Genomic DNA, 25532 nt, shown 5'->3' with positions numbered 1-25532 from the left:
ATTTACAAATCTATATACTTATATCTTCTTTCGTTACTTCTGTAAAAACTATAGATCTTTTACTTCTTTAAACTTTGCCCGATTCTGTTCGATCTTATCTTCCCCACCGATCGCACAGATAACCCCGCCATCTGTGATCGCCCGGATCACAGGTGCCAGTGAACGAATCGTTTCTACATTTGCAGTAAGCACCTGATCACGTTCTTTCTGAAGCTGCTCATCTGTAATACCTGCAAAGTAACAGGTCTGGCTAAATGCTCCTTCTGCTGATGGTGTCATTGGAGAATCTAACTTCGCGATCGCACCAATCAAATATTTGGTCATATCTCTGTCGCTTGCATCAAAGCCTGCTACATAGTCTGCTGCCTTCTTATAGATATCATATGTCTCCATCAGGTTCGGATCTCTGTAGGATGTAAAATATCCCATTCCTGATCTGGCAAATGAACACATAGCTCCATATGCCCCACCCTTTACACGGATATTCTCCCAGAGATATCCATAGGAGAAGATCACCTGTAGGACTTCCAGTGCTCCGGTATATTCAAATCCTTTTTCTTTATAATTTCCTGCGAGAGCCGCATACTGTACCTGGCTTGCTGTCTTAAAGGCTTCGTTCTTAACAGCTTTTTTCATCACACGTTTTTCTGCAAAAGCAGGTCTGGTCGACAACTTTCTTGCAAACGCTTCAATATCTGCGCCCAATAATTCCTTGATATCATTGTCACCGGTATAAGAGATTGTTACCGCTCCTTTTCTAAGGATCTCGGCAAGCGTTGTCTGCAGCTTCTCAATGATTGCATCTGCATTCTGCTCAAAATCCTGATCCAACTCCTGTAAGAAATCATAATATCCGATTCCCTCTGTCATATCCTTAAATGCCATCACATCTGAGACATAAGACATCGCGCGTGTTGCAGATGTGATATGCCCTGAGGATATCAGATCAGTCTTAAGTCCGGCCTTTTCTTCCGATATAATCTCTTTCAATCTCTTCTTATCCGAAAGCTTCGATGTGAACAGGATCTCCTCGATCAGCTTCAGACCTTCTCCAAGCTTGTCATACATGGCCTTTGTCTTAACGGAGAAGAATGAAAGATGATCCTTCCCGCCATCCTTATACATGGCTCCTGTAGAAAATCCGATACCACCGGTATGGAAATTGATCTGATTGGACAGTTCACTATATGTGTAATGCTCTGTATCCACATATTTGAAAATGCTGGTGAGCAGCTCTACATATGGAACAAACTCTGCATCCAGATCATTGATATCAAATATAAACTCCAGATAACCAATTCCGTTAGTAAAGATATCATGACTTATTAATGGCATACCATAAATGCTGTCCTCACGGTTCTTTAACGGATGGATCTCTTTTCTGATATCAGAAATACTAAGCAACGGAACCTTCTCCATATCCTCTGCCGGAGATGGTGTCTCCTGATATAATTTTAATTCCTTTGTATCTGATACAACCTGTTCAAGCTCATTTTCCGTAAGAGAGGCCTTATAGTCTGCAAGCTTCTGCTTCTCTGCTGCATCATTCTCCTTATCAAGCCCCTTCTTCGGCTTCATAACAAAAATCATACCAAAGGTATTCTGAACCAGCTTTTCCCAGATCAGTTCTTCAAAATATCCGGTTTTCAGACTTTCTTTCAATTCATCATATACTTCATTTAACTTAAACATTTCAAGTGCAGATGCATCATCATACAGCCATGTATTAAATGCATCCAGACCCATCATAAGCCCCTTCGGAAATCTGCCGAAGTTTGCTTCCTTATGTTTAAACTCAAAATTATTGATCGCAGCCTCAATCGAAGTCCGATCGATCGCCTTTCCTTCTTCTCCATGCCCGGAAAGATCGGTCAGTGTATCCCTGATCACAGACACAAAACGTTCCTTATCGGACATATTTGCATTTCTTGCTACGATTGAAAAGATTGTCTGCCGGATCCCATCATCAAAGGAAGCAAAGACGTCCTCTCCGATCCCTGCATCTACTAATGCTTTCTTCAATGGTGCGCCCGGAGCGTCCATAATTGCGTATTCCAGTATATTCATGGCAACGGACTGCTTCTTATCAAGGCTGCTGCCAACTACCATATTATAGGTTAAAAATGTCTGATTTTCTTCGCTCTCATTTTCTGCGATCGAATAAAAGCAGCTCTCATCCTTCATCTGTTCATAGGCTGTCTGCACAGCGATCGTAGAATCAATCTCTCTATAATCAAAGCTCGAGAGATACTCCTTATCGATATAGTCCAATTCCTTATACATATCAAGATCACCATACAGATAAATATAACTGTTTGACGGATGATAATACTTTCTGTGAAAATCAAGAAAACGTTCCTGACTTAATGTTGGAATCGCTGCAGGATCACCACCGGATTCATTCTTGTATGGTGTGTCAGCAAGAAGAAGTTTTTCAATCTTTGAATACATCTGCTGTTCCGGAGATGAAAATGCCCCCTTCATCTCATTAAACACAACACCATTATAGCTCAGTTCCCCTTCTACAGTTTCAAGTTCATAATGCCAGCCTTCCTGACGCATGATCTCTGTATGTTCATAAATATTCGGATAGAATACCGCATCCAGATAGACATCCATAAGATTTTCAAAATCCTTTTCGTTACAGCTTGCAACCGGATATACTGTCTTATCAGAATATGTCATTGCATTTAAGAATGTATTTAATGACCCCTTTGCCAGTTCTACAAACGGGTCTTTTACCGGATATTTTCTGGAACCGCATAATACCGAATGTTCCAGAATATGCGGAATACCGGAATCATCATACGGTGGTGTCCGGAATCCGATATTAAACACCTTGTTCTCATCATCATTTGCAATTACAAGCACTCTGGCCTTTGTCTTCTTGTGGCTTAAGATATAACCTGTTCCGTTTACTTCAGGGATTTTTTCTTCTGTTATGATATCATACCCTGTTAATTCTTTTAAGTCTCTCAATCTGATGTCTCCTTTATTCTTCTTTATTCAAATGGAATGTCTCCGGAAGCAGCTCTTCTACCGAATACATCCGATATTCCTGTTTGTTCTTTGCTACAACGATCACGCAGTCTTGTTCGGCAAATTCGGCAATGACCTGTCTGCATATCCCACATGGATAAGTATAGTCACATTCTCCGTTCTTTAGTCCGCCAACGATCACGATCGCAGACAGTTTCCTGCATCCTTCACTGACTGCCTTAAAAACAGCCGTCCGTTCCGCACAGTTTGTTGCCCCATAGGAAGCATTTTCTATATTGCATCCTGTATAATAACTTCCATTCTCCATCTTTATACAGGCTCCCACCTGAAAATTCGAATATGGTGCATATGCCTTTGTTCTTGCCTGCATCGCAAGCTCGATCATTTCTGAAATCTCGTTTTCATTCATACAAATTTCCTCTTACTTCCTGTTACATAAAACTAACAGTACCACCCATAAATATAGCCTATTTTCCATGTGTTTGCAATGCGATTCTGGCGTATTTGAACACAAACTATACACAACAGATTGACAGTGGTCTTACCTATTATTACACAAGACATTCAGATAGGCTTGTTACATAATAGTAAGACCACTGTCAATCTACTATTTAAAATTTCTACTCTCTATTTAAAAATAAATTGTTACTTCAAATTCACCGTCTTCTGTTTTTAAACTTCCGTGGTAGCCGAATATCTGCATGATTTCCTGCACGATGCTCAATCCGATTCCGCTTCCGCTTCTGCCGGTTCTTGTTTCGTCTCCCTTTACAAATGGCTTCCATAACTCCTCCGGATCGGTTGCAATCGACTGTTCCATCGGATTGCTAAGGATCAGATGATCTTCCTTTAATACCAGCCGGATCACACTTCCTTTCAGTGAATACTTAATTGCATTTACAAACAGATTCTCTAACATATGGGAAAGCATCAGCGGATCACCTTTTACCGTACAGTTTCCTGACATTCTTACCTCCAGACCTTTTTCATCCAGAAGATTCTGATACCGTTCCTGTAACGGCTCCCATATCTGTTCGATGCTTACAGACTCTGTCTGTAACGCTTCCATTTTACCAAGCTTGATATACTCGCTTAACTGACATAAAAGTTCATTCATGTAAGATGTATTTTCCAAAATAACATCTATGTAATGCCGGCACTCTCCTGTCTGGTTTAACTGTTTCAGATTCTCTGCATACCCGGAAATTGCCATCAATGGACTTTTTACATCATGTGCAAGTGCTGTAATAACCGTTTCTTTTCTCTCTGCATCTTCCATCTGTGAAAATGTCCGTCTACAGGATATAAACGCAGTCAGGATCGTTGCAATTATAATGAGAAATACAACTGCAAGCCCTCCATAAAATAACCAGATGCCTTCTGTATGCCAGCCAAATGGATCTGCATACATAGCGGATACGATATAGTATATATCATTGTCAAAAACGATATATTGACTTTTAAAATAATAGTTTTCACCCAGATAACCACTTATACTCTCTGTTGTATCTTCCGGATATGTTCCGAGGGTCTCCATCTTATCCAACAAATACCTGCTCGTCTTACTATACTGATTGGCATCATCTACTCTGCCATGAAGACTCCATGCAAATTCCCCTGCATCAGCATTTTGAACCACCTGCCGGAAAGAAGGCATAATCGGTGAATACATCTGTACTTCGGACTGCATCTGCTCCATATCATCCTCTATATCCTGTACCTGTTGTTCTAATTTTTCTGTATCATTTTCGTCTGTATGCTTCGTAGTTTCTGTTTCTTGATTTTCATCTGCAACATTTACATCGTCTTTTTCTTCTATATTGTCTACTGCATCTGAGCTTTCCAAATGCCGCCTGTAAACTGCTGTCAAAAAATATGGTGTATTTTCCTCCGCAAAGATCTCCTGTATTCTATTACGGGCTTCCTCTATATCTGTCATACCTGCAATATCTTCCTGACATTCAGCCAAACTTGCACTGACACTATTTGTTGACACCTGAAAATATTCTTTTAATTCCAGATTGACCTGATTTCTGTAATAACCGATCACCAGCAGATACAACATTATGCTGACTGCTATAATGCCAGATGAAATCCATATCCATTTTCTTCTTACCTTTTGTCTTTTTCTTTTCTGCCGCTCCGACAATATGGCATTTCTTTTTTTATTGTTTTTGTTCTTTTTCATCGTCATCACCCCGTATCTGATATCCATTTCCTATCACTGTTTTAATCTGCTTTCCTGCACTTCCAAGATGTTTTCGGATCTTTCGAATGTGATTATCCACGCAACGATCACTGCCATCATAATCATAGCCCCATACCCCGATCAGCAGTCGTTCCCTTGCCACAGTTTTGTTTTTGTTCTCGAGCAGCATCCGTAACAATGCAAACTCTTTCGGCGCAAGTTCAATTTCCTGAGAATCCACAAGAACCCTGTACTCCGACGGCTTCATATGTATCCTGCCGCAGACCAGTTCTCCGGTTCTGCTGATATCCTTTGATCGTCTGATCAGTGCCTTGCATTTCGCATATAAGGTCACAAGGGAAAATGGTTTGATGATATAATCGTCACAGCCGAGATCATATCCAAGCAGGATATCCCGTTCGGAACTTCTGGCTGTTAAAAACAGGATCGGAACCATGCTCGTCCTGCGCATCTCCCGGCAGATCGCAAAGCCGTCCATTCCCGGAAGCATGATGTCTAACAATACAAGATCCACCCGTTCCGTCTCAAATAAATCCAGCCCGTCCTGTCCGTTCTGTGCCGTCCGTACCACGATCTCATTTTCACTTTCTCTGGTAAAGTAATCTTTCACCACTTCGCAGATCTGTTCATCATCTTCAATCATCAGTATCTGATATGTCATATTTCTTACCTCCTTACGCCTATATTAACAGTGTGATATGACTTTTAAATGTTCTTACATAAAAAGCCCAAATAGAGTTTACTGCTCTATTCAGGCTTTCTTATTTGCTATAGTTTCTCTCTCACAGCTCGTTCCATATTCTGCATGGCACATTCTGTCTGCATGGCTCTCCCTCGTTCCTCTTCGGACAGTCCGTCGGTTATGGAATAACACGCATCAAACAAGCCGCTCTCCATACATTGTTCGATGCCTTCCCCGAAGCAGCCAGCAAATGCAACCACTTTTTTCTTCTGTGCTTTTGCAAGTTTTGCTACGCCTGCCGGAGTTTTTCCCATTAACGTCTGTGCATCCATCCTGCCCTCTCCGGTAATAACCAGAGCGACATTTTTTATTCTTTCTTTTAAATGGATCTCATCAAATACTATATCAATTCCCGGTCGTAATCTTGCATGCAGGAACATTAGAAATGCATATCCAAGACCGCCTGCTGCACCTGCTCCCGGTGTCATACGATTTATTATGCTGTCCATCTGACATTTCTCCGGGTCTGTATTCATTTGCACTTTATCCTGCTTACAGCCTGACCAGTTCTGCTGTTCCACCAGATCTGCATAACGCACCATGGATTTCTCCATGTTCTCTACCATCTGAGCATCTGCTCCCTTTTGCGGTGCAAAGATATAGCTGCATCCATTCTCGCCAACCAGCGGATTTGTAACGTCACAGGCAATCTGAAATGAACATGCTGAAAGCTCCGGTAACATATCCTCTGTGTGAATCTCGCATACTTTTGAAAGTCCTTCTGCTCCATAGCAAACTTCGTTTCCATGTTCGTCAAGAAAATGGCATCCAAGTGCCTGAAGCATTCCGATCCCGGCATCATTTGTTGCGCTTCCGCCAATCCCTATAATAAAGCTCCGGCATCCATGCAGCATGGCATCCTTTATCATCTCGCCTACTCCATATGTAGTTGTATGCATCGGATTTCTGGCTGACTCCGGTACAAGCGGAAGTCCTGCTGCCTCTGCCATCTCGATCAATGCTACTTTTTCTCCTGCTTCATCATAACTGATATAAGAAGCCTTTACGACCTGTCCAAGCGGTCCTGTTACATTAACTGTATGACGTTTCATGTTCGATTTTCCATAGGCGATCGCATCCATGGTTCCCTCTCCGCCATCTGCAACCGGAACCACTTCGATCTCACAATTCTTATAATTTTTCTCCAGACCTTTTTTTAACCGCCATGCCTGCCTGAACAGATGTCATACTGCCCTTAAAAGAATCAACAGCCGCCAGAACCTTAAGCGGTCTTTCTCTCAATTTCAGATCATCCTGCAATATGGTGTCATGTATTTCACATGTTCGATTCATTTGAGAAGTCCTCCCTTGCAAATATCACACCGTTTATTTTCGGTTCAGATTATATCCGACAACTGCACCCACAATACCGCCAACGATATGTGCCATATTCGAGATATTGTCCTGTACTGCGATACCTTCATATACCTGCTGTCCGATAAAGATGATCGCAACCAGAATAAAGGATAACGGAATTTCGCCTGCTCGGAATCCGGTAAAGGACGCCAGCACGATAAATGCAAATACGACACCACTCGCTCCACAAAGTGCTACATTCCAGAAAAAGATGTAATTCACAATACCGGTCGCAAGTGCTGTTACACCGATCACTTCCAACATTTCTTTCGAACCATATTTTTCTTCTAACATCGGTCCAAGCAATAACAGATAGGAGGCATTTCCGATAAAATGACTCCATCCTGCATGCCCGAATACATGTGTAAAGAATCGCAGATATGTGAGTGGATTTGTAAGCGATGAATGATATGTCATAAATAATAACCGGGTACTTCCGCCACCGGTCAGTACCCCAAGCAGCGTTACAACAAAACAAATAAATACAAAGCCCAGCGTCACCGGTGCGTTAAATGTGATCTTTAATTTTCTCATCTGTATATACCTCCCCATATAGAATGAATAGCTTTATTATACCCTATTTATGTATAAATACAAAGAGCCGCTTCGACTCTTTTACCCCAGAACAAAATTGCTTTACAGGATAAATATTTCTATAAAACAAAACTACCGTCCATCCGGCAGTCTGATCATAGCAGTTTCAACTGACGATCAAATCTGTATCCGAATAAACGGTAGTCTTATATGTACTTTGCACATTCTATTCATCCGAAAAATCATTGCCTATACTATGGTCAGATGATTTTCCATCATGATATACCGATGAATTTACAGATTATATTCTTTCTTCGTATCAGCAAGTGCCGCATCCATACGCTCGATAACGGCTGCGATCTGTTCCTCTGTAATAACCGCTGTCGGCTCGAAACGGATACACTTGGAGTTTACAAGTGTTCCGGCTGTCATAACACCTCTTGAGAACAAGCCCTTTGCGATGCTGTAACCGATATCAGATGTAACAAACTCAACAGCAAGCATCAGACCTACGCCTCTGACATCATCGATGATCTCAGGATATTTTGCCTTCAGACTTTCAAGTCCTGCCTTTAAGATCTTACCTTTGCTTGCACACTGTCCTGGAATATCATTATCAATCATGTATTTGATCGTTGCGATCGCTGCCGAACAACATACAGGGTTACCACCAAATGTAGGAGAACCAAGTAACCATGGGTTGTCGATCAACTGCTGTACCCACATGGATGGCTTACAGATAATACCTGTGATTGGCATAATACCACCACCAAATGCTTTACCGAATGTCATGATATCCGGTGTTACGCCTTCTGCTTCGCATCTCCACATTGTACCGGTACGACCCATACCTGTCTGGATCTCATCAAAGATCAACGCTACACCATACTCATCACAGATCTGTCTTAACTCTGTCAGATATCCTTCCGGTGGAACGATAACACCAGCCTCGCCCTGAATTGGTTCAACGATCATGGCTGCAACCTTTTCACCAACAGCGATCAGGTTACGGATTGCCTTTCTTGCATCCTCTGCATTACCATATTCTACATGCTGTACCTGCTGTACCATAGGTGTATATGGAACTCTGTATGTATTCTTACCACCCATTGAGATTGCACCCATTGATTTACCATGGAATGCACCAACGGTTGAGATATACCATCTTCCGCCTGTTGCGATTCTGGCAAGCTTCAATGCCATTTCGACTGCCTCTGCACCACCATTTGTAAAGAAACAATACTGAAGATCACCCGGTGTGATATCTGCAACTGCCTTTGCAAGATATCCACGAAGCGGATCCAACAGCTCCTGTGAATGAAGCGCCTGATGATCAAGCTGTGCCTTTACGGTATCAAGGATCTCCGGATTTCTATGACCACATGTATAAATACCGAAACCACCAAGACAGTCAATGAATTCTTCACCATATAAGCCATCACATACACCGTCATGATCTTTCCACTCAAGCACTGCTGAGTTGGTAGATACTGACTTTCTGTATTTTAACCAGCCCGGGCTTACATAATTATCAAAATAATCTAATGTCTGTTCTGTCATTAATTTCTTTTCATCGTCTGTTAATTCATCTGAATGGATATAACCAATTACCTTTTCCAAATCCTTACTTACCTGTTCATAACTCATATTAAAATCCTCCTTAAAATATATTCATCTTTAAACTGAAAAAAAGGAGCCTGTGACCTGTCCACAAGCTCCTTTGCTTCTATGTCTGTATATTATCGTATCTCATGCTCTTTTTCAATTACTAATTTATACCATTTATCTACCATTTATCTATTATATATAATTAAATATAAGTATATTTAGCTCATATAACTGACTTGTAATTTCATCGTCATACCTCTATCGAAGTATCATTTTCTACCCTATTTCTGTTATTCGCCAAATCATTCGGTATTTGAAACGCATTAAAAAACCGCCCACCTTCATTTTTCAGAAAGTGAACGGTCTGTTTTATCTAGTGTTCATACCAGCCTACAATACCCGGGTTCAGATTGATATTGATCTGCTTAACCTCCTGATATTCCTCGATACCATGAACGCCAAGCTCTCTGCCAATACCGCTCATCTTATAGCCGCCCCAAGGTGCTTCATTGAAGGTTGGGTTGTAGCAGTTGATCCATGTGATACCTGCGCGAAGCTCACTGATCACACGATGTGCTCTGGTTATATCGGAAGTAAATACAGCTCCGGCAAGACCATATACAGTATCATTTGCCATCGCAATCGCTTCTTCCTCTGTCTTAAAGGTCTGGATGCTGACAACGGGACCAAAGATCTCCTCACGGACAATCTTCATATCCGAAGTACAATTATCAAAGATCGTTGGACGTACAAAGTAGCCCTTTGCACATTCTCCTTCTGTATAGCGCTCACCACCTGTTACAAGTGTTGCGCCTTCCTCGATACCACTCTTTATGTAAGACAGAACTTTCTCCATATCCTTTTCCGTAATGACTGGTCCGATATCCGGATTGTTCACCGGATTGCCGATCGTCATGGCTTCCGCCTTTTTCTTTAATCTGGCAACAAACTCATCATGGATGCTTTCTTCTATGATGATTCTGGATCCTGCGGAACATACCTCGCCCTGATTGAAGAAAATACCGATCATTGCCCACTCTACAGCGCCATCCAGATCTGCATCTGCGAAAATGACATTTGGTGATTTACCACCAAGCTCCAGTCCGATCTTCTTCACATTTGTAGCGGCTGCTTTCATCAGACTCTGACCGACTCTGGTACTTCCAGTAAATGTGATCATATCAACATCGGTATTCTCGCCCATTTCCGTTCCGATCTCAGCATCACCCTGTAACAGATTGACGCAGCCCTTCGGAAGTCCTGCTTCTTCAAAGATCTCGAATAACCGGATTGTTGAAAGCGGAGCCTTTGGACTTGGTTTAAACACGATACTGTTTCCTGCTGCAAGTGCAGGAGCCAGTTTCCAGACAGACATCAGAAACGGATAATTCCATGGAGTGATCTGCGCACAGACACCGACCGGCTCTCTGGTCTCATATGAATGCATCTTACCAAATCCATCATTTACCTCATATACACCACCATGCGGAGTCTTGCAAAGGCCTGCGTAATAACGGAAGCAATGAATACCATCACTGATATCTCCTTCTGCTTCACGAAGAGGCTTACCATTATCCAGAGTATCCAGCATTGCCAGTTCATCGGCATATTTGTCGATCAGATCTGCGATCTTTAGAATCATATCACTTCTGGTCTGGGAATCCATATCACGCCACTCTCTTGTCTGGTAAAATGATTTCTTTGCCGCAGCGATCGCACGTTTGGTATCTTCTACACTGCTTTCATAGACCTGTGCGATCACTTCTCCGGTTGCCGGATTGATAACATCAAACGGCTTTTCCATACTTCCTGTTACCCACTCACCATCAATATACATCTTTTTTGGTTCCATATATCTTACTCCTCCTGATCAACTTTCTTTGTCTGCCTTTTGCCGTTTTGTATTACTGCTTTAATTTGTTCCACATATCGTTGTAAACAGTCAATGTATCTGTATCAAGATTTCCAACAAATTCACCTTTTTCAAATACCTCAGCCGGTACATTCTTTGCTTCATTATTCTTGTAATCTTCATTTGCCTCCACTGCAGTTGCATTTGCATTCAGATATGGGTATTCCGCCATAACCTTTGTAGCAACATCCGGATCACACATATAGTTGATGAATTTCATTGCATTATCATAGTTCTTGGCACCCTTTGCGATTGCCCAGTTATCAATGAATTTATATGCGCCCTCTTCAGGAAATACAATCTTGATCGAAGGGTTCTCATCCATAGCAAGCGCTACTTCAGCAGACCAGCAGTAACCAATATTACAATCTCCGCTGATCAGAGATGACTTTGGACTGTCACTGTCATATACTGCGATATTATCCTTTAATGTCAGAAGCTTCGTTTCAACCTCGGCAAGCTTTGCTGTATCTGTTTCATTCATGCTGAGTCCCATGCTTCTCTCCGTCATACCGATAACTGCTCTGTAGTCATCCAGTGCTACGATCTGTCCTTTTAATGAAGGATCAAAGAGATCTGCATATCCCTTAATATCTGTTGATACCTTGTCGGTGTTGACTGCGATCGCTGCCACACCACCCTGATAAGGAACGGAGTAGACATTGCCCGGATCATATGTAGGATCCAGATACTGACTACCAATATTTGACAGATTGGTAAGTGCATCCTGATCCAACTTCTCAAGCATTCCCTGAGCGATCATGGATTCTACCATATAGTCACTCGGCTGTACGATATCATAAGTTCCTTCATCCTCTGATTTTACCTTTGCAAGCATATCCTCATTGGATGAGAATGTTGATACATTTACTTTAATTCCATATTCTTTTTCAAAATCCTTAATTACTTCATCCGGTACATACTCTGTCCAAATGAACAGGTTTAACTCTCCGTTTGTACTGTCTGCTTTCTTACCACAGCCTGTGATATTTACTGCTGTCATTGCAAGAACAAGTGATAATGCAATACTTACTGCTCTTTTTCTGTTTTTCTTCATAATTATGTCTCCCTTCTACTCTTGAACCTTGTTCGGTTACTTCTATAAATTGTTTACTGTTTCATTCTATACAGCTACTGTTTTTTCTTCTTAAACAGATTTCCCTGAGTCAGGACAACAAAGATGATCGTGCCTGCTAAGATCAGCGCTGATAATGCATTTACATCAGGTGCTACTCCACTCTTAATACTTGCCATAACCTGTAACGGATAAGTCATCGTATTACCATTTACAAAGTAGCTTATGATAACGTCATCAATCGATAACGTAAATGCCAGTAATGCACCGGCTGTAATGCCGGGTCTTAAAACCGGAAGTGTGATCTCCCAGAATGTACGAATGCGGTTAGCTCCCAGATCCATACTTGCTTCTTCAATCGAAATATCATAGCCGGATAATCTTGCCCTGACATTGAAGATAACATATGGCACACAGAAGGTGATATGTGCAATGATCAATGTAAGCATACCTCTTGGGATCGAGACCTTTGCGAATACCGTAAGTAAGGATATACCCATTACAATCTCAGGAATAACGACCGGGATATATAAAAGTCCGTCTATGATCCCTTTTCCTTTGAATTTATATTTGTACATTCCGATCGCACCGAGCGTACCTATAATCGTTGAAAGTACAGTTGTGACCAATGCTATGATCATCGTATTGCCAAAGGATGTAAGAAGCGACTGATTTTCAAACAATTTCACATACCAGTCAAATGTAAACCCCTTCCAGGTCAGATATGGTTTTGATGTCGTTGCATTAAAAGAATTCACTACAACAACTGCAATCGGCATAAACAATACAATATAAATCAGAGAACAAAAGATCTTTGAAAGAATACTCTTTGTTCTTACTTTTGCTTTTCTGCTCATCGTTTACACCCCCAGACTATCCATATCGCCGCCTGTCTTCTGGTACAGTTTGACGAGGATCAATGTGATAACAATTAATATGATGGATAAGGCTGCACCAAGCGGCCAGTTATTTCCACTCTTGAACTGACGCTCGATCAGGTTACCAATAACATCTGCATTTCCACCACCTAAGATATTCGATACAAAGAAATATCCAAGACATGGGATAAATACCATGATACAACCGGAAAAGATTCCGCTGGCTGTCAGTGGCAGGATCACTTCAAAGAAAGTCCGCCAGCCCTTAGCTCCAAGATCAGAGGAAGCCTCCAGTAAAGTATGATCCAGCTTGCCGATCGCGGTATAAAGCGGAAGTACCATAAATGGGAACAGGCAGTACACCATACCAAATACGGTAGTTCCCTGATTATATAAGAGGTTCAATGGCTCTGATATCAGATGTAGCTTCATAAGCACGGTATTCAACCAGCCGGATGAACCAAGGAATGTCTTCCATCCATAGATACGGATCAGTGAATTCGTCCAGAATGGAATGATAACCAGCATATATAACAGATTCTTTGATCTGCTCTTTGTCCTTGCAATAATATAGGTAAACGGATATGCAAGCACGATACAGATCACGGTTGTAAGTAATGCGATCACAAGTGACTGAACATAGATCTTAATATAAGAACTGTCCGCCAGATGTTTGTAATTATCGAATGTGAACTGAAATGTTACATTGTAATACTGATCGATACTGCAAAAACTCATGACCAGTATATAGATGAGTGGAACCGCTACCAACAGGATCAGCCATAAGGTCACCGGCCCTACCATGATCGTTGCCGGAAGTGTCTTTTCTCTGAATCTCTTTTTATTCATATCAAACACCTCCTTATGCCAGTGTTATATTTTCCATACTCTGATAGAAGCTGTTATCCAGACTGTGGATCAATACCGCATCCTCCGGATTCCAGCAGATAAATACTTTGTCACCGGATTTTGGAAGTTCTTCGCCTGCCAGACGTTCCATCTTTACTTCATTTCCATTTGGAAGAACCGCCAGACATTTAACGACTGAACCAACATAGATATAATCCTTGACCAGTGCCGGTACACTGAAGCCCTCTACCGGTTCCGCCGAAAAATGAAGCTTTTCCGGTCGAACAGAAACGGTTACAAATTCACCAACTGAAAATCCGGTGTTCTTTTCCTCTGTCTCGGTCACGGAGCCGGAGGTTGTTACATCTCCATTTTCAATTCCTATAACCGCTTTTCCGTTTGCGATCGATTTGATCGTTCCGTCAAATACATTTGTCTCTCCGATGAAGGTTGCTACGAACTTGGTTGCCGGTCTTTCATAGATGTCTGTCGGTGATCCGATCTGATCCATGACACCATCATGCATAATAGCTATCCTGTCGCTCATCGTAAGCGCTTCTTCCTGATCATGTGTAACATAGATAAATGTGATATGTAATTTCTTCTGCAGCCGTTTCAGTTCCAGCTGCATCTGTTTTCTAAGCTTCAGATCCAATGCACCAAGCGGCTCATCCAACAGCAGAACCTTCGGACGATTGATCAACGCTCTTGCAATCGCAACTCGCTGCTTCTGTCCACCGGACAACTGACTTGGATACCGTTTCTCAAATCCGGATAACTGAACCATCTCTAACATCTCCGCTACCCGTTCTTTGATCTCTTTCTTTGGAACCTTTTTCATCTTAAGACCATATGCTACGTTGTCATATATGGTCTTATGTGGAAATAAAGCGTAACTCTGAAAGACAGTGTTTACATTTCTCTCAAATGGCTCTTTATCTTCAATCGGCTCACCTTCTACCTGAATGGAGCCTGTCGTCGGTTCTTCAAATCCTGCGATCATACGAAGCGTTGTCGTCTTGCCGCATCCGGATGATCCAAGCAATGTCAGGAACTCGCCTTCCTCTACCTGTAGATTCAGATCTTTTACAACATGATTTGTTCCGTATATTTTATTTACGTCTTTGATATCAACTATAACATTTGCCAAATCATATCACCTCTTTTTCAAATTTCTCTATAATGCTTTTTCTCCTCGTTCACCGGTACGGATTCGTATAGCCTCTTCGATATTTCGAATGAAGATCTTACCATCTCCGACATGTCCGGTAGCTACCTTTTCTCTGACATCCAGAATAATCTGTTCTACCTTGGAATCTTCAACTACTACTTCAACTCTTACTTTTGGAAGAAGATTGATCGTAGTTTTAAAGCCTTTAATCTCATTTACGCCCTCAACAGTTCCTTTCTGTGTTCCGCATCCCATAACGGTTGAGATCGTCATACCACCACAATTCTTCTCATCCAATATGCTTTTTAATACTTCCAGCTTTTCTGGTCTGATTATTAATATGATTTCTTTCATTCTTTCTTCCTCCAATCTGCAACATACAACTAATATAACAAAAAAGAGCCGTTCATCTCTGAACAGCTCCTTTGCTTGTTAACGAAAATATACTACTTTCAAATTAATTCTTCAATAGAACAGGATTACCATTTTTCTACTACTTTTATAGTACTAACTACTCTTTTTCTTTAATCAGTTTAAACATCTGAACACGGTTTCGAATTCCCAGTTTCCGGTAAATATTTAAAATATGCTTCTTTAGTGTATTTACCGTTATGGATAAATGGTCACAGATCTCCGTATTCTCCATTCCCTGCAGCAAAAGCTGCAATATGGTCTGCTCCCGCTTCGTCAGATCATAGGTCTTTACTGCCTGTGTCAGCGTCAGTTTCTCCTGACTGGTCATCTGATTGTTTCTGTCCTGTGACAACCGGTATGCCATATGATCCTTAAGCATATCCATCAGGAATACATCTTCATATGTAAAGTCCTCTTTACCAATCGTCCTATATAGTGTCACTACGCCCAGAAAATGTTTGTTCCGTCCAAATATCATTTGTAACGCATAATGCCAGTTATTTGGCTTATATACTCTTTGATAATATTCTGTTTGAACTCTTTTCTCATCAGATATGATATCAGTTTCCCGGTATACCATACTCCTGCCACTGAACATAATACCACGGCTGTAATCCATATTCTCATAAATATCTGACAAGTCTTCATCACAGTTGAGGAATACCGGACGTTCCAGATTTTCTTTCTCATTTGATGATGCCAGATAAAAATCTGCACTATCAAAATCTATGACGGTCTTGATCTGTTCCAGAAACTGTGTCCGCATGGCATCAAAATCACCGGTTGTGTAAATCTTGTATATGATACTGTTCATGACCAGCCAGTCATTTGTTTCAAGGGTCTTCACCAGTTTCCACCTCCCTTGTATTTCATAAAACAAAAAAGTACGCAACCGATGTAACACACCCTTGCGTACTTATTTTTTACTATTCTGTTGGCATGAAGTATAGCACAAAAAGATGATTTGTCAAGCAATTATCTTTTTTTGTAAATTATCAGTTCCGGATCTTTGCCCTGAGCTTCATATGTTGAAATCAGAATAAAATCCATATCTGCAAGAACTCCAAAGTATCTGTCTCCACCAAATTCACATTCAAGCTGATTGCCTAAATATGTTTTCCGGCCATCCAGGAATTTCACTTTTTCTCCATTCGGAAGCCTGTATTCTAAATTCACATATTCTCCAACAAGGGCATTCAGTCTTTTTACCTCAGGCAGACCTTCTACATGAAGATCATTAATTTCTCTGATCAGCTCCTTCTTGAATTGATCAAACTGACCATTGTCACTCAGTTCTTCATATCTTTTCCAGTAATCCAATTTTGGAAGAAGTTTCTTCATATAAACACGCGCCTGATTCTCTGTAACATTTTCGTCTACCATATGTTTAACACAGACATCTATCAATTCATCCATATCACTATAGGTATATGTTCCATCCGCATAACACCACTTACAATAGTCCTCATTCAATGAACCATCACTATTATGTCCTATGATTGTGTCATCCTCAAGCGGCATTCCGCAGCACTGGCAGATAAGTTTTCTAGGCTCTCCCAGTAGTGTATTGATCGATACATCAAATTCCTTCGATAAAAGCTTTAAAGTATCTGTGTTAGGAATTGTCTCTCCATTCTCCCAACGTGATACAGCCTGTCTCGTCACCATTATTTTCTCAGCCAGTTCATCCTGTGACATGCCTCTCTTTGTACGAAGTTCAAAAATAATATTTTTTGTTTCCATGACTCGTCCTCCTTTATTCATATCATACAGGAGAATCTGTTTTATAAAAAGCAACCTGCTGTTTCCTGCCTGTCATATGTGCTCCTATCCTGCACATAAGATAAATTTAATTAAATATAATAAATTTCTTTGATTCTATTTCAAAAGCTTTTTTATCTGTGCATCTGTTGCGATCGGATAAATATCATGCATGTGTCGGATGATCGTATTCCACGACTCCTGCGGATCATCCTTGTAACAGGATGTTACATAATCATATCCATAGATATGTTCCGGAGACGAGTAAACCGCCACATCCCAACCATACTCCAGTCCTTTTTTATTTACACGTTTTCTGAAGTCGCAATTACAAAGATACATCTGCATCATAAGATTGGTGACAGCTCCATCAAATCCCTTTTCGCCGTCTTTTCCATACCCTGCCATTTTCTTCAGTTCGTTGGAATACAGTTCTGTATCTACATGTGCTTCCATAAAATGATCCATGATCTTTTTATGCTTATTCGGGGCTTTTCCATCCTCATACAGCGCATCAAAATCATATCCATCCCGTCTGTAATTGGCAAATACAGGAAGCCATTTTCTCGATATAAAACCTGCCTTTTTATTAAAAAACTTGCCATATACGATGTCATGTCTTCTTGCGATAACCGCCCGCCACATCCATGGATCTCTGTCAACATCCTCACACCACCAGTACTCCGGCACGGTTCGTTCTTCCAGCGAAAATCCCGGTATATCATTTCTAAAAAGCGGTAGGAAGCCAATCTCATTTATATATTCTATTGCCTCATCTACTGTATGAATACACTCCGGATCATCCCAGTCTACACCATACATGATCCATTTGCCTGAGTCTTTTTCCATGTTTGTCTCCTGTTATATCACTATCCCATTACAGTGATCCACCTCATGCTGAATAATCTGTGCCACAAATCCCTCAAATGCCATCTTTCTTTTTACAAAACCAGCATCCTGAAACTCTACCTCTATCTTCTTATACCGCGTTGTTTTTCGTTTTCCCTCTAATGACAGACAACCTTCTTCTGTTTCATAACGTCCGATCTTAGAACAGATCACCGGATTGATCATAATCATATCTACAGGTCCGGCACTTACAATAATCATATTTTTCTTATACCCGATCATATTTGCTTCCATTCCGACACAACGCTCACGATTTGCAGCTAATGTATCCCGAAGATCATTTACCACATTCATATCAAGCTGTGTTGCCGGAACGGATTTCTGTCCCAGAAAAAGAATATCTTTTACAATAGGTTTTACCATTTTCCATCCTCCATAAGTTCTCATTTATCTCTTCTATCTCGTAAAGATTTGTCACTGATTTGCAAATGACATAATATGCCATTAAAGCAACACAGTCATATGTACCACCTGTTCCATTCACTGAATAAACTTCCTGATTTCTTTACTTATCTCATCATATTTGTAGTCGTGGACATAATGCGGACAATCTAATTCAATATAACCTGCATTGTCGCAACCTGAAATATAATTTTCGGGAATACTTCTCCACTTTTCTTTTGTAAAACCGGTTCCACCGGAGCCGTCAGAAATAAACAATAACATCGGCACCTGCGGAATTCCGTTTTCTTTTACAATATTTGCATTCTGTTTTACAGCTTTTACTTCATCGATCATCGTTACAGTTGCAGTTTTTTGATAAAATACTGCTCTGTAAATCTCTTTTTCCTTTTCAGACAATGTTCCGGCTTTGATTGCATCGCTCTCGGCAAGGCTCGGTATCCATCTGGTGATTCCAAGTGCCGCACCATACTGCCCTAATTTCATAATAGGAATATTAATGTTCATTTCATCATAATAGTCTGGTACTGCCATATCCAAACCAACAATAGCCTCAACTTCTTCCGGATACTTCTGTGCCCAGTATAAAGCCTCAAGTCCGGACATTGAATGGGGGCAAAGCACATATGGGCCTTTTATTCCGGCTTTATCAAGTGCCATCCTTGTTTCGCTTAACATCGTATCGATATCCCTGTTTTCGTCTACAACATCACTAAAGCCATAACCGAATTTTTCCACTACAACGATTTTATAATCATTGCTAAGCAGCGAATACAAAGACTTAAAATCCAATATTGGCGAGCAGGTTCCACCTCCGGACATGAACACAAGCGTTTTATCACCATCCCCCTCTGTATATACGCTCATCTTGTGCCCGTTGACTTCTACCAGTTCACCTAACGGAGTTAATAAATCCTTTTCTCTTGAACTGCATACTTTATGGCGAACCAATGATATTATCACGAATAATGCAATAACCGTGATTACAATCAATATTACTCTTAGAATATTTCTTAATATCTTTTTCATACTGTATCTCCTTTAATCAAGTGCCTGATGATTCCTGCATCTATCCCCAATATGGAATAACCAATTGACATAAAGACTGCAACGCTTCCTACCCTTTTGCATACCAGCTTAAATATTCACAATGTAAAACATAATTGGTTCTCTGACTCCGCAGTGCCACACCATCGGCTGGGCGTACAACTGGAAGTTATGAATGAACGTTCCTTTATTTTTTACGAATCCGGATACTTATTAACATTGAGGCTGCTGTCATTACAACCAGTAACACATAATATAACGGACCTTGATTGATATCTACCACTCCCATCAATGTGTTTGTCCATCCGTGTAGGATCATACAGAACATGACAGCTCTAGTGATATCATAAACCATAGATAACCAATAGCTGAGCGCCAATCCTAAGACCGCGAACCAGATAAATGACATGCTCTGATGTGAATTGCCTTCTATGAACCAGAGCGGAATATGCCAAATGATCCATACGATTCCAACGATCAATGTTGCTAAAGGTGCAGAAACTTTCTTCTCCAGAATCGGCAACATAGTACCTCGCCAGCCAAGTTCTTCGTTGCCACCATACAGGAGTGCAGTCTGTATAAATATGATGAATACCACAACCGCAGCTATCGGCGATCTGGGGATTGAGGACAGCAGTCCATCTGAACAAATGAAGAATACTATTGTTTCAACTATAACTGCAACAAGAATTGTCAGCCAGTTCTTTTTTGTATTGTTAAACAGGAACCGCCTTAAATTCTTTCGCGTAAAACCACCTTCCATGCAGATACAGGCGGCAATTGTCGGTCCAAATCCTCCAATTGTAAAAATAATCATCGGAAACACGTTTGACTCAGTTAAAGATGTGACTTTAACCAGCAGAGCATCTCCCCACCAGCAAACCCAGGTGATGAGAAATGTGATTATCAAATATTTTGTTAGTCGTTTCTTATCCATTGTACCTTCCTTCACAAATTTCTATTTACCAGTTACCAAAACTGGAATTTTCACACTTCGTCAACTAATGTTTTTTCTTCTCTATAAAGCAAGGTCACAACAAATGCAATAATTATCAAAATATGTAATACAATATGATATACATCAGGAACATATCTTCCATCCACATTTATTAATTGAATGCATTCTGAAAAATAGGCAATCTTCTTGTCCATTTCTCCCATAAATCCTCTTCCAAATAAAGTATACCATTCATGACTTAAGAACTGAGTGACAAACCACCCTGCCAACCATATCAAATGTATATTCCTTCCAACATTTTTTGTAACTAACATTAAAACGAATGTAATTGTCGGAATAAGCATAAATAGCCAATCTTCCTCAAATGCACCTGTTACCAAGTATTTGTCTCCAATCTTCAATCCTATCATTGAAAGAAAATACCACAGTAAAAGAATTATATTTACAATTATTAAATGTGTTTTTTTCATAAATCATACCTCCTAGACAATTCTTAAAATTCCGATTTAACTTTCCATCAATTTAATTGCTTCATCAACAGATACACATGTAGCAAATCTCTTTGGCCACATCATATCATTGTAATATTTATATGTTTCTTCTCCAGTCATATAATCGTTATCAAATGTTGAATTTGCCCCTTGTGGAACAATTACTTTATAACCTCTTTCAAAAGCAGATTTCACAGTTGCATCTATACAGAAGTTTGTCTGTAGTCCCATCTTATCAGGATCACTTACGGATAATGCAGACTGAATATAATATCTTCTTGCTATAAGATAGTCACGAAACAAATAAAACAGAAGATAACTTTTTCCACAGATTTGCCTCTTCAAATTAAAACTTACTGCACTTTTTCACTAAGTTTTAATTCCCTATGATTTCATATCAAACTCCGAACCATGTTCCGGGAATGTTAATTATCATAAAATCTCTGCAACACGATCGCCAACTCTTCCGGAGCTTCTATGTTTGCTTCATGACCTGTTTTCACAAGTTCATGGAAACAGGCGTTGTTCAAATATTGGCAAAGTTCTTTTGAAGTTTTTTTGTTTGCAGTGTCCTTCTCTCCACAAATGAGCAATACTGGGCAAGACACCTTATGCAGGGAGTCACTGAAATCCAATTCAGCCATCGTCCCGCACAGGCTGATAACATCCGCTTTTTTGAAACCCATTTTACTGAATGCCGAATTCGGCATAAGATGAAACAATATATTCTGAACTTTCAATAAGTTTTTTGGCATTTTATATTGTGCTGCAATTAATACGAGCGCCCTTACTTTATCTGGATGGTCTATCGCGTAATTAAGCGCCAAAACAGCACCTAGAGAAAGCCCGCATAAGACAATTCCTTCGTTCTCCCTGTCGCATTCTCCTGAGAATGCTGAATATAATTCCTTATATGTAACAGATTTTCCCTCTAGCATCCCTGCCAAACTCAAATTGACACTACTTTCCGACACTTTCGTTTCTTTTATTACTCTAGTCCAACTGTCTGGTTTTTGTCCTAATCCATGCAAATATAAATACTTCATATACCGTTGCTCCTTCAAACTGGAAATTTTTCAAATTATCAATTTCTAATTTCCGTACAGAGATTTATAAATCATCTGCTCTCTAATTGTTCGAAATGATAACGCGGCTTTCCAACACTCTTTTTTCCATACTCAATAGCTTCTGTAGGGCAATAACAAATACAAGCCATACAATGAGTGCATTGCTTTCCCCATACAGGCTTTCTGTCCTTAAGCGTAATGTTGTTCAATGGACAGTTCTTAACACATTGACCACAACCGACACAGGTAGCATCCGTACGAAATGCATCAGATTTCACAAAGAAATGATAAAAAATCGGATTTACCGGACCACTCATTAACCGGTCATAAAGATTGTTTCTTGGTACAGCGAACGGCTGCTCTGCCTTAATGTGCGCAATTATATCCATAATAGTAGGTTCCGCATTTCTAACAATCTTTCTTGCTTCTTCTGCTTTCGGTGCACCAAACATAACAATATAATTTTCCGGCATAATAACCTGAGCTGTACCCATATACCATAAATGTTTTTGCTCCGCAAGGCGCCGATTATATTTCGCTGCATTCCCAATCTCGCCTCCACAGTCCATCACGAACCAAATGCGTTCTGCAGAAAGCAGTTCCGTTTTACAAAGCCACTCCGATACAATTTGTGGAATACGCCACGCATAAGTTGGAACCACTACGATTATATTTCTGCCTGTTTTCATTGGCGAATAATCTGTTGCCTTGATTTTTGCATTCATATCTACAATCTCGTCCTGCAATTCATCTGCAATTTTCTTTGCTATATAACGACTATTACCAGTTCCGGAAAAGCACAAGATCATAATAACATTACCTCCGTATTTGCCTCAAAGCCAAGCTTTTTATAAAAGCTTTTTCTCCAACACTCTTCTTGAAATCATCTCACAATATCGTCATTTTTCTCGTATGGCATCGGCTCCCCATTTTCTTTATGTAGGCGTCCTATTTTATCGCAGATTCTATCGTACAAATTATCATTCACATATGCAATCTTCTCCATATCCACATTGTTCTCTGATTTTTTTCCGCTGTAGAATTTTTGGGCGTATGTTCCACATTCTTTTATGTAAGCCATTATTAAATTAATTTCTTGTTTCTCGACTTCTGAAAAAATAGGTTGTTCCGTTAATTTTTCACTGATAAAATCACAAAAATAGGAATAGTCATCAAAATACTGCTGCTCATACTCTTTGCCTATGATCGCACCAATCGTCAAATTGTTTTTTTCTCTTTTTAATTTATCAAATAATCCCTCTGTTTTCTGCCCTTTTCAATCAGAAATACTATAGCCGTTAAAGTTTATATTGCATGAAGTTACCATTATGTACAAATCCAAAATCCGTATATAATTTAACTCCCATATCAGACGCCGTAATCTGTATTGTTCCACAGCCATATTCCCTGGCGTCATCTATAACGCGGGATAGCAGCTCCTTTGCAATACCTCTTCTTCTATATTTCGGATCAGTAAACATACTGGACAACAATCCTATCTTTCCACTTGGGCATCCAAAATAGGGAGGCTTCTCCACAAATGACATCCCGCTTGTTCCAATAATATTTTCCTCATCAAGGGCAAGCCAAGATACAAATGTTCCGTCCGCCATATGTCGAGTATAATATTCCTTCAATGCAGGAACCAAATCTATCTTTTCTTTAGCACCTTCTTCTCTAAGCTGGTTTATCCTCATGTGAATAAACGTATTCAGTTCTTTTTCTGTAAGTCTTTTATATCTAATATCCATTTTCACGATCCCCTTATACAAACTGATATTTATAAATTACATACCGCATACAATGGTATATTTACCATCCATTCCTGATCCATATACTTTAGAGTCGAAAAACGTACAGCTTTCTCGGGATGGAATTTATCATAATACGCTTTTAAACTCTGCGACCTTATATTCGTTTCTGCTTTTACTTCAATAGGTATAATTGCATCTTCTTTCTGGATCAAAAAATCCTGTTCAAACGTAGCTTTCTCAGTTCCATAATAATATGGTGTGTACGGCGTATCAGAAATCAGCTGCTGCAATACATATTGCTCTGTGAGAGCACCCTTGAATTCCATAAAAATATCATTTCCTTCCAATATAGATGTCGCCGGTAACTCACTTAATGCCCCCAGCAATCCGACATCCAGCATAAACAATTTATACGCATTCATGCTTTGATATGCTTTCAGAGGTATATGTGGTTCATTTACACGATTAACTTTATAAATCAGTCCACAATCAATCAGCCATTGAATTGCTATTTCAAACTCGCTGCTACGAGCCCCCTTTTTTATTTGACCAAAAAAGAATTTTTTATTTTCTTTTGCCAACTGCATTGGAATAGAATTCCAAACCATTCTGATTCTTGGCAGTACCTTGCTTTCAATATGCTTTCCAAAATCTCCCTCATATTGTCTTAATATATCGCTTTGAATCTGCCTTACTTCTGTATAATCTTTGTCTAGCCGAAAAGCATCAACAACCGCAGGCATTCCTCCTGTATAATAATAGTTTTTTAACCAGAAAAGGTATTTGTCAGAAAAATTATCAATAATGGAAAAGTCTTTTGTCTTTAATGCATCTGCAAGTTTTTTTTCCTCCATAGCATATAAAAACTCTCTAAAATTAAGCGGATATAAATCCAACAGATCTACTTTACCAACCGGATACGACACACCCTCATGAATTGCCACTCCAAGCAATGACCCTGCTGCTATAATATGATATTCTGGTGCTTCTTCACAGAAATATTTCAAGGATTCTAAAGCTTTTGGTGTGTTCTGAACCTCATCAAGAATAATCAATGTATTCCCTGGAGTAATTGTTACTCCTGACTCAATATTTAAATTCATTATGATTCGTTCAATATCAAAATCATTTTCAAACACTGCATTCATACGTTGGTTGTTATAAAAAGAAATATATGCTGTTTTCTCATAACAATTCTTTCCAAATTCCTTCATCAACCAAGTTTTTCCCACCTGTCTGGCTCCCATTATTATTAACGGTTTTCTATTTTTCTTTTCTTTCCACTGTAACAGATTATCCATTGCAAATCGAAGCATTGTCACACCATCCTTTCGCAGATAGTATATCACATTTTTTATTGTCTATTCTACCGTTATTCTAACATTTTTTCTTACC

General features: G+C 39.9%; 27 protein-coding genes. All 27 read right to left on the bottom strand.

Annotated features, from left to right (window positions below; genetic code table 11):
• Positions 1-48: 48 nt before the first annotated feature.
• Complete coding sequence (locus tag CLOL250_RS12110; protein ID WP_008402837.1) at positions 49-2979, bottom strand: insulinase family protein; 2931 nt, start codon at positions 2977-2979, stop codon at positions 49-51.
• A 13-nt stretch (positions 2980-2992) separates the two neighbouring features.
• Complete coding sequence (locus CLOL250_RS12105) at positions 2993-3409, bottom strand: cytidine deaminase (RefSeq protein ID WP_008402836.1); 417 nt, start codon at positions 3407-3409, stop codon at positions 2993-2995.
• 222 nt (positions 3410-3631) lie between these two features.
• Positions 3632-5188 (bottom strand): sensor histidine kinase, encoded by a 1557-nt coding sequence (locus CLOL250_RS12100; RefSeq protein ID WP_008402835.1) that lies wholly within the window; start codon positions 5186-5188, stop codon positions 3632-3634.
• Entirely contained in the window at positions 5166-5870 is a 705-nt protein-coding gene (locus CLOL250_RS12095) for a response regulator transcription factor (RefSeq protein ID WP_008402833.1), read from the bottom strand. Before CLOL250_RS12095 ends, CLOL250_RS12100 begins: the two co-directional genes overlap by 23 nt.
• A 107-nt stretch (positions 5871-5977) precedes the next feature.
• A complete protein-coding gene (locus CLOL250_RS12090) occupies positions 5978-7066 on the bottom strand; it encodes a glycerate kinase family protein (protein WP_008402832.1) in 1089 nt (362 codons plus the stop codon).
• A gap of 16 nt (positions 7067-7082) precedes the next feature.
• Positions 7083-7244 carry a hypothetical protein gene (locus tag CLOL250_RS14340; protein ID WP_008402831.1) on the bottom strand — a complete coding sequence of 54 codons (162 nt, stop codon included), beginning with the start codon at positions 7242-7244 and terminating at the stop codon, positions 7083-7085.
• Positions 7245-7277: 33 nt separating this feature from the next.
• Complete coding sequence (locus CLOL250_RS12085) at positions 7278-7841, bottom strand: rhomboid family intramembrane serine protease (RefSeq protein WP_117807660.1); 564 nt, start codon at positions 7839-7841, stop codon at positions 7278-7280.
• 294 nt (positions 7842-8135) lie between these two features.
• A complete protein-coding gene (locus tag CLOL250_RS12080) occupies positions 8136-9488 on the bottom strand; it encodes a putrescine aminotransferase (protein ID WP_008402829.1) in 1353 nt (450 codons plus the stop codon).
• Positions 9489-9822: 334 nt separating this feature from the next.
• A complete protein-coding gene (locus CLOL250_RS12075) occupies positions 9823-11301 on the bottom strand; it encodes an aldehyde dehydrogenase family protein (RefSeq protein WP_008402828.1) in 1479 nt (492 codons plus the stop codon).
• 52 nt (positions 11302-11353) lie between these two features.
• Positions 11354-12418 carry an ABC transporter substrate-binding protein gene (locus CLOL250_RS12070; RefSeq protein ID WP_008402827.1) on the bottom strand — a complete coding sequence of 355 codons (1065 nt, stop codon included), beginning with the start codon at positions 12416-12418 and terminating at the stop codon, positions 11354-11356.
• Positions 12419-12492: 74 nt separating this feature from the next.
• Positions 12493-13293, bottom strand: coding sequence for an ABC transporter permease (locus tag CLOL250_RS12065; RefSeq protein WP_008402826.1), 801 nt, complete (start codon positions 13291-13293; stop codon positions 12493-12495).
• A 3-nt stretch (positions 13294-13296) separates the two neighbouring features.
• On the bottom strand, positions 13297-14163 hold the full coding sequence (locus CLOL250_RS12060) for an ABC transporter permease (protein ID WP_008402825.1): 867 nt from the start codon (positions 14161-14163) through the stop codon (positions 13297-13299).
• Positions 14164-14176: 13 nt separating this feature from the next.
• On the bottom strand, positions 14177-15313 hold the full coding sequence (locus CLOL250_RS12055; protein ID WP_008402824.1) for an ABC transporter ATP-binding protein: 1137 nt from the start codon (positions 15311-15313) through the stop codon (positions 14177-14179).
• Positions 15314-15340: 27 nt separating this feature from the next.
• Positions 15341-15688 carry a P-II family nitrogen regulator gene (locus CLOL250_RS12050; protein WP_008402823.1) on the bottom strand — a complete coding sequence of 116 codons (348 nt, stop codon included), beginning with the start codon at positions 15686-15688 and terminating at the stop codon, positions 15341-15343.
• A 157-nt stretch (positions 15689-15845) separates the two neighbouring features.
• On the bottom strand, positions 15846-16595 hold the full coding sequence (locus CLOL250_RS12045) for a response regulator transcription factor (protein WP_021943723.1): 750 nt from the start codon (positions 16593-16595) through the stop codon (positions 15846-15848).
• Positions 16596-16723: 128 nt separating this feature from the next.
• Positions 16724-17491, bottom strand: a complete 768-nt coding sequence (locus tag CLOL250_RS12040) for a zinc ribbon domain-containing protein (protein ID WP_044946158.1) — start codon at positions 17489-17491, stop codon at positions 16724-16726.
• A 135-nt stretch (positions 17492-17626) separates the two neighbouring features.
• A complete protein-coding gene (locus tag CLOL250_RS12035) occupies positions 17627-18358 on the bottom strand; it encodes an AlkZ-related protein (RefSeq protein WP_008402820.1) in 732 nt (243 codons plus the stop codon).
• Between the two features lie 12 nt (positions 18359-18370).
• A complete protein-coding gene (locus CLOL250_RS12030; RefSeq protein ID WP_044946156.1) occupies positions 18371-18781 on the bottom strand; it encodes a peptide deformylase in 411 nt (136 codons plus the stop codon).
• A gap of 117 nt (positions 18782-18898) precedes the next feature.
• Entirely contained in the window at positions 18899-19849 is a 951-nt protein-coding gene (locus CLOL250_RS12025; protein WP_008402817.1) for an alpha/beta hydrolase, read from the bottom strand.
• Positions 19850-20054: 205 nt separating this feature from the next.
• Positions 20055-20684: a CPBP family intramembrane glutamic endopeptidase gene (locus CLOL250_RS12020; protein WP_274922289.1), complete on the bottom strand. Its 630-nt coding sequence runs from the start codon at positions 20682-20684 to the stop codon at positions 20055-20057.
• Positions 20685-20854: 170 nt separating this feature from the next.
• Positions 20855-21295: a hypothetical protein gene (locus tag CLOL250_RS12015; protein ID WP_008402815.1), complete on the bottom strand. Its 441-nt coding sequence runs from the start codon at positions 21293-21295 to the stop codon at positions 20855-20857.
• A gap of 36 nt (positions 21296-21331) precedes the next feature.
• A complete protein-coding gene (locus tag CLOL250_RS12010) occupies positions 21332-21661 on the bottom strand; it encodes an isochorismatase family protein (protein WP_243863357.1) in 330 nt (109 codons plus the stop codon).
• An 80-nt stretch (positions 21662-21741) separates the two neighbouring features.
• Positions 21742-22362, bottom strand: a complete 621-nt coding sequence (locus tag CLOL250_RS12005; protein ID WP_008402813.1) for an alpha/beta fold hydrolase — start codon at positions 22360-22362, stop codon at positions 21742-21744.
• Positions 22363-22433: 71 nt separating this feature from the next.
• Positions 22434-23192 carry an EFR1 family ferrodoxin gene (locus CLOL250_RS12000; RefSeq protein WP_008402812.1) on the bottom strand — a complete coding sequence of 253 codons (759 nt, stop codon included), beginning with the start codon at positions 23190-23192 and terminating at the stop codon, positions 22434-22436.
• A 74-nt stretch (positions 23193-23266) separates the two neighbouring features.
• Positions 23267-23605 carry a hypothetical protein gene (locus CLOL250_RS11995; protein ID WP_008402811.1) on the bottom strand — a complete coding sequence of 113 codons (339 nt, stop codon included), beginning with the start codon at positions 23603-23605 and terminating at the stop codon, positions 23267-23269.
• Between the two features lie 76 nt (positions 23606-23681).
• On the bottom strand, positions 23682-24134 hold the full coding sequence (locus tag CLOL250_RS11990; protein ID WP_008402810.1) for a GNAT family N-acetyltransferase: 453 nt from the start codon (positions 24132-24134) through the stop codon (positions 23682-23684).
• 29 nt (positions 24135-24163) lie between these two features.
• The gene (locus CLOL250_RS11985) at positions 24164-25453 is read right to left on the bottom strand and encodes an ATP-binding protein (protein WP_008402809.1); all 1290 of its coding nucleotides are present in this window, start codon (positions 25451-25453) and stop codon (positions 24164-24166) included.
• Between the last annotated feature and the right edge of the window lie 79 nt (positions 25454-25532).

The sequence above is a fragment of the Clostridium sp. L2-50 genome, assembly GCF_000154245.1.
Classification (GTDB): domain Bacteria; phylum Bacillota; class Clostridia; order Lachnospirales; family Lachnospiraceae; genus Coprococcus.
This window is presented reverse-complemented; position numbering and strand designations above follow the sequence as displayed.

Bases quoted from the DNA above. Each gene is read 5' to 3' on its own strand.
- CLOL250_RS12105 (WP_008402836.1), bottom strand. From the start codon at position 3,409: ATGAATGAAAACGAGATTTCAGAAATGATCGAGCTTGCGATGCAGGCA.
- CLOL250_RS12100 (WP_008402835.1), bottom strand. From the start codon at position 5,188: ATGAAAAAGAACAAAAACAATAAAAAAAGAAATGCCATATTGTCGGAG.
- CLOL250_RS12095 (WP_008402833.1), bottom strand. From the start codon at position 5,870: ATGACATATCAGATACTGATGATTGAAGATGATGAACAGATCTGCGAA.
- CLOL250_RS14340 (WP_008402831.1), bottom strand. From the start codon at position 7,244: ATGAATCGAACATGTGAAATACATGACACCATATTGCAGGATGATCTG.
- CLOL250_RS12085 (WP_117807660.1), bottom strand. From the start codon at position 7,841: ATGAGAAAATTAAAGATCACATTTAACGCACCGGTGACGCTGGGCTTT.
- CLOL250_RS12080 (WP_008402829.1), bottom strand. From the start codon at position 9,488: ATGAGTTATGAACAGGTAAGTAAGGATTTGGAAAAGGTAATTGGTTAT.
- CLOL250_RS12075 (WP_008402828.1), bottom strand. From the start codon at position 11,301: ATGGAACCAAAAAAGATGTATATTGATGGTGAGTGGGTAACAGGAAGT.
- CLOL250_RS12070 (WP_008402827.1), bottom strand. From the start codon at position 12,418: ATGAAGAAAAACAGAAAAAGAGCAGTAAGTATTGCATTATCACTTGTT.
- CLOL250_RS12065 (WP_008402826.1), bottom strand. From the start codon at position 13,293: ATGAGCAGAAAAGCAAAAGTAAGAACAAAGAGTATTCTTTCAAAGATC.
- CLOL250_RS12060 (WP_008402825.1), bottom strand. From the start codon at position 14,163: ATGAATAAAAAGAGATTCAGAGAAAAGACACTTCCGGCAACGATCATG.
- CLOL250_RS12050 (WP_008402823.1), bottom strand. From the start codon at position 15,688: ATGAAAGAAATCATATTAATAATCAGACCAGAAAAGCTGGAAGTATTA.
- CLOL250_RS12040 (WP_044946158.1), bottom strand. From the start codon at position 17,491: ATGGAAACAAAAAATATTATTTTTGAACTTCGTACAAAGAGAGGCATG.
- CLOL250_RS12035 (WP_008402820.1), bottom strand. From the start codon at position 18,358: ATGGAAAAAGACTCAGGCAAATGGATCATGTATGGTGTAGACTGGGAT.
- CLOL250_RS12030 (WP_044946156.1), bottom strand. From the start codon at position 18,781: ATGGTAAAACCTATTGTAAAAGATATTCTTTTTCTGGGACAGAAATCC.
- CLOL250_RS12025 (WP_008402817.1), bottom strand. From the start codon at position 19,849: ATGAAAAAGATATTAAGAAATATTCTAAGAGTAATATTGATTGTAATC.
- CLOL250_RS12020 (WP_274922289.1), bottom strand. From the start codon at position 20,684: ATGATTATTTTTACAATTGGAGGATTTGGACCGACAATTGCCGCCTGT.
- CLOL250_RS12015 (WP_008402815.1), bottom strand. From the start codon at position 21,295: ATGAAAAAAACACATTTAATAATTGTAAATATAATTCTTTTACTGTGG.
- CLOL250_RS12005 (WP_008402813.1), bottom strand. From the start codon at position 22,362: ATGAAGTATTTATATTTGCATGGATTAGGACAAAAACCAGACAGTTGG.
- CLOL250_RS12000 (WP_008402812.1), bottom strand. From the start codon at position 23,192: ATGATCTTGTGCTTTTCCGGAACTGGTAATAGTCGTTATATAGCAAAG.
- CLOL250_RS11990 (WP_008402810.1), bottom strand. From the start codon at position 24,134: ATGGATATTAGATATAAAAGACTTACAGAAAAAGAACTGAATACGTTT.
- CLOL250_RS11985 (WP_008402809.1), bottom strand. From the start codon at position 25,453: ATGCTTCGATTTGCAATGGATAATCTGTTACAGTGGAAAGAAAAGAAA.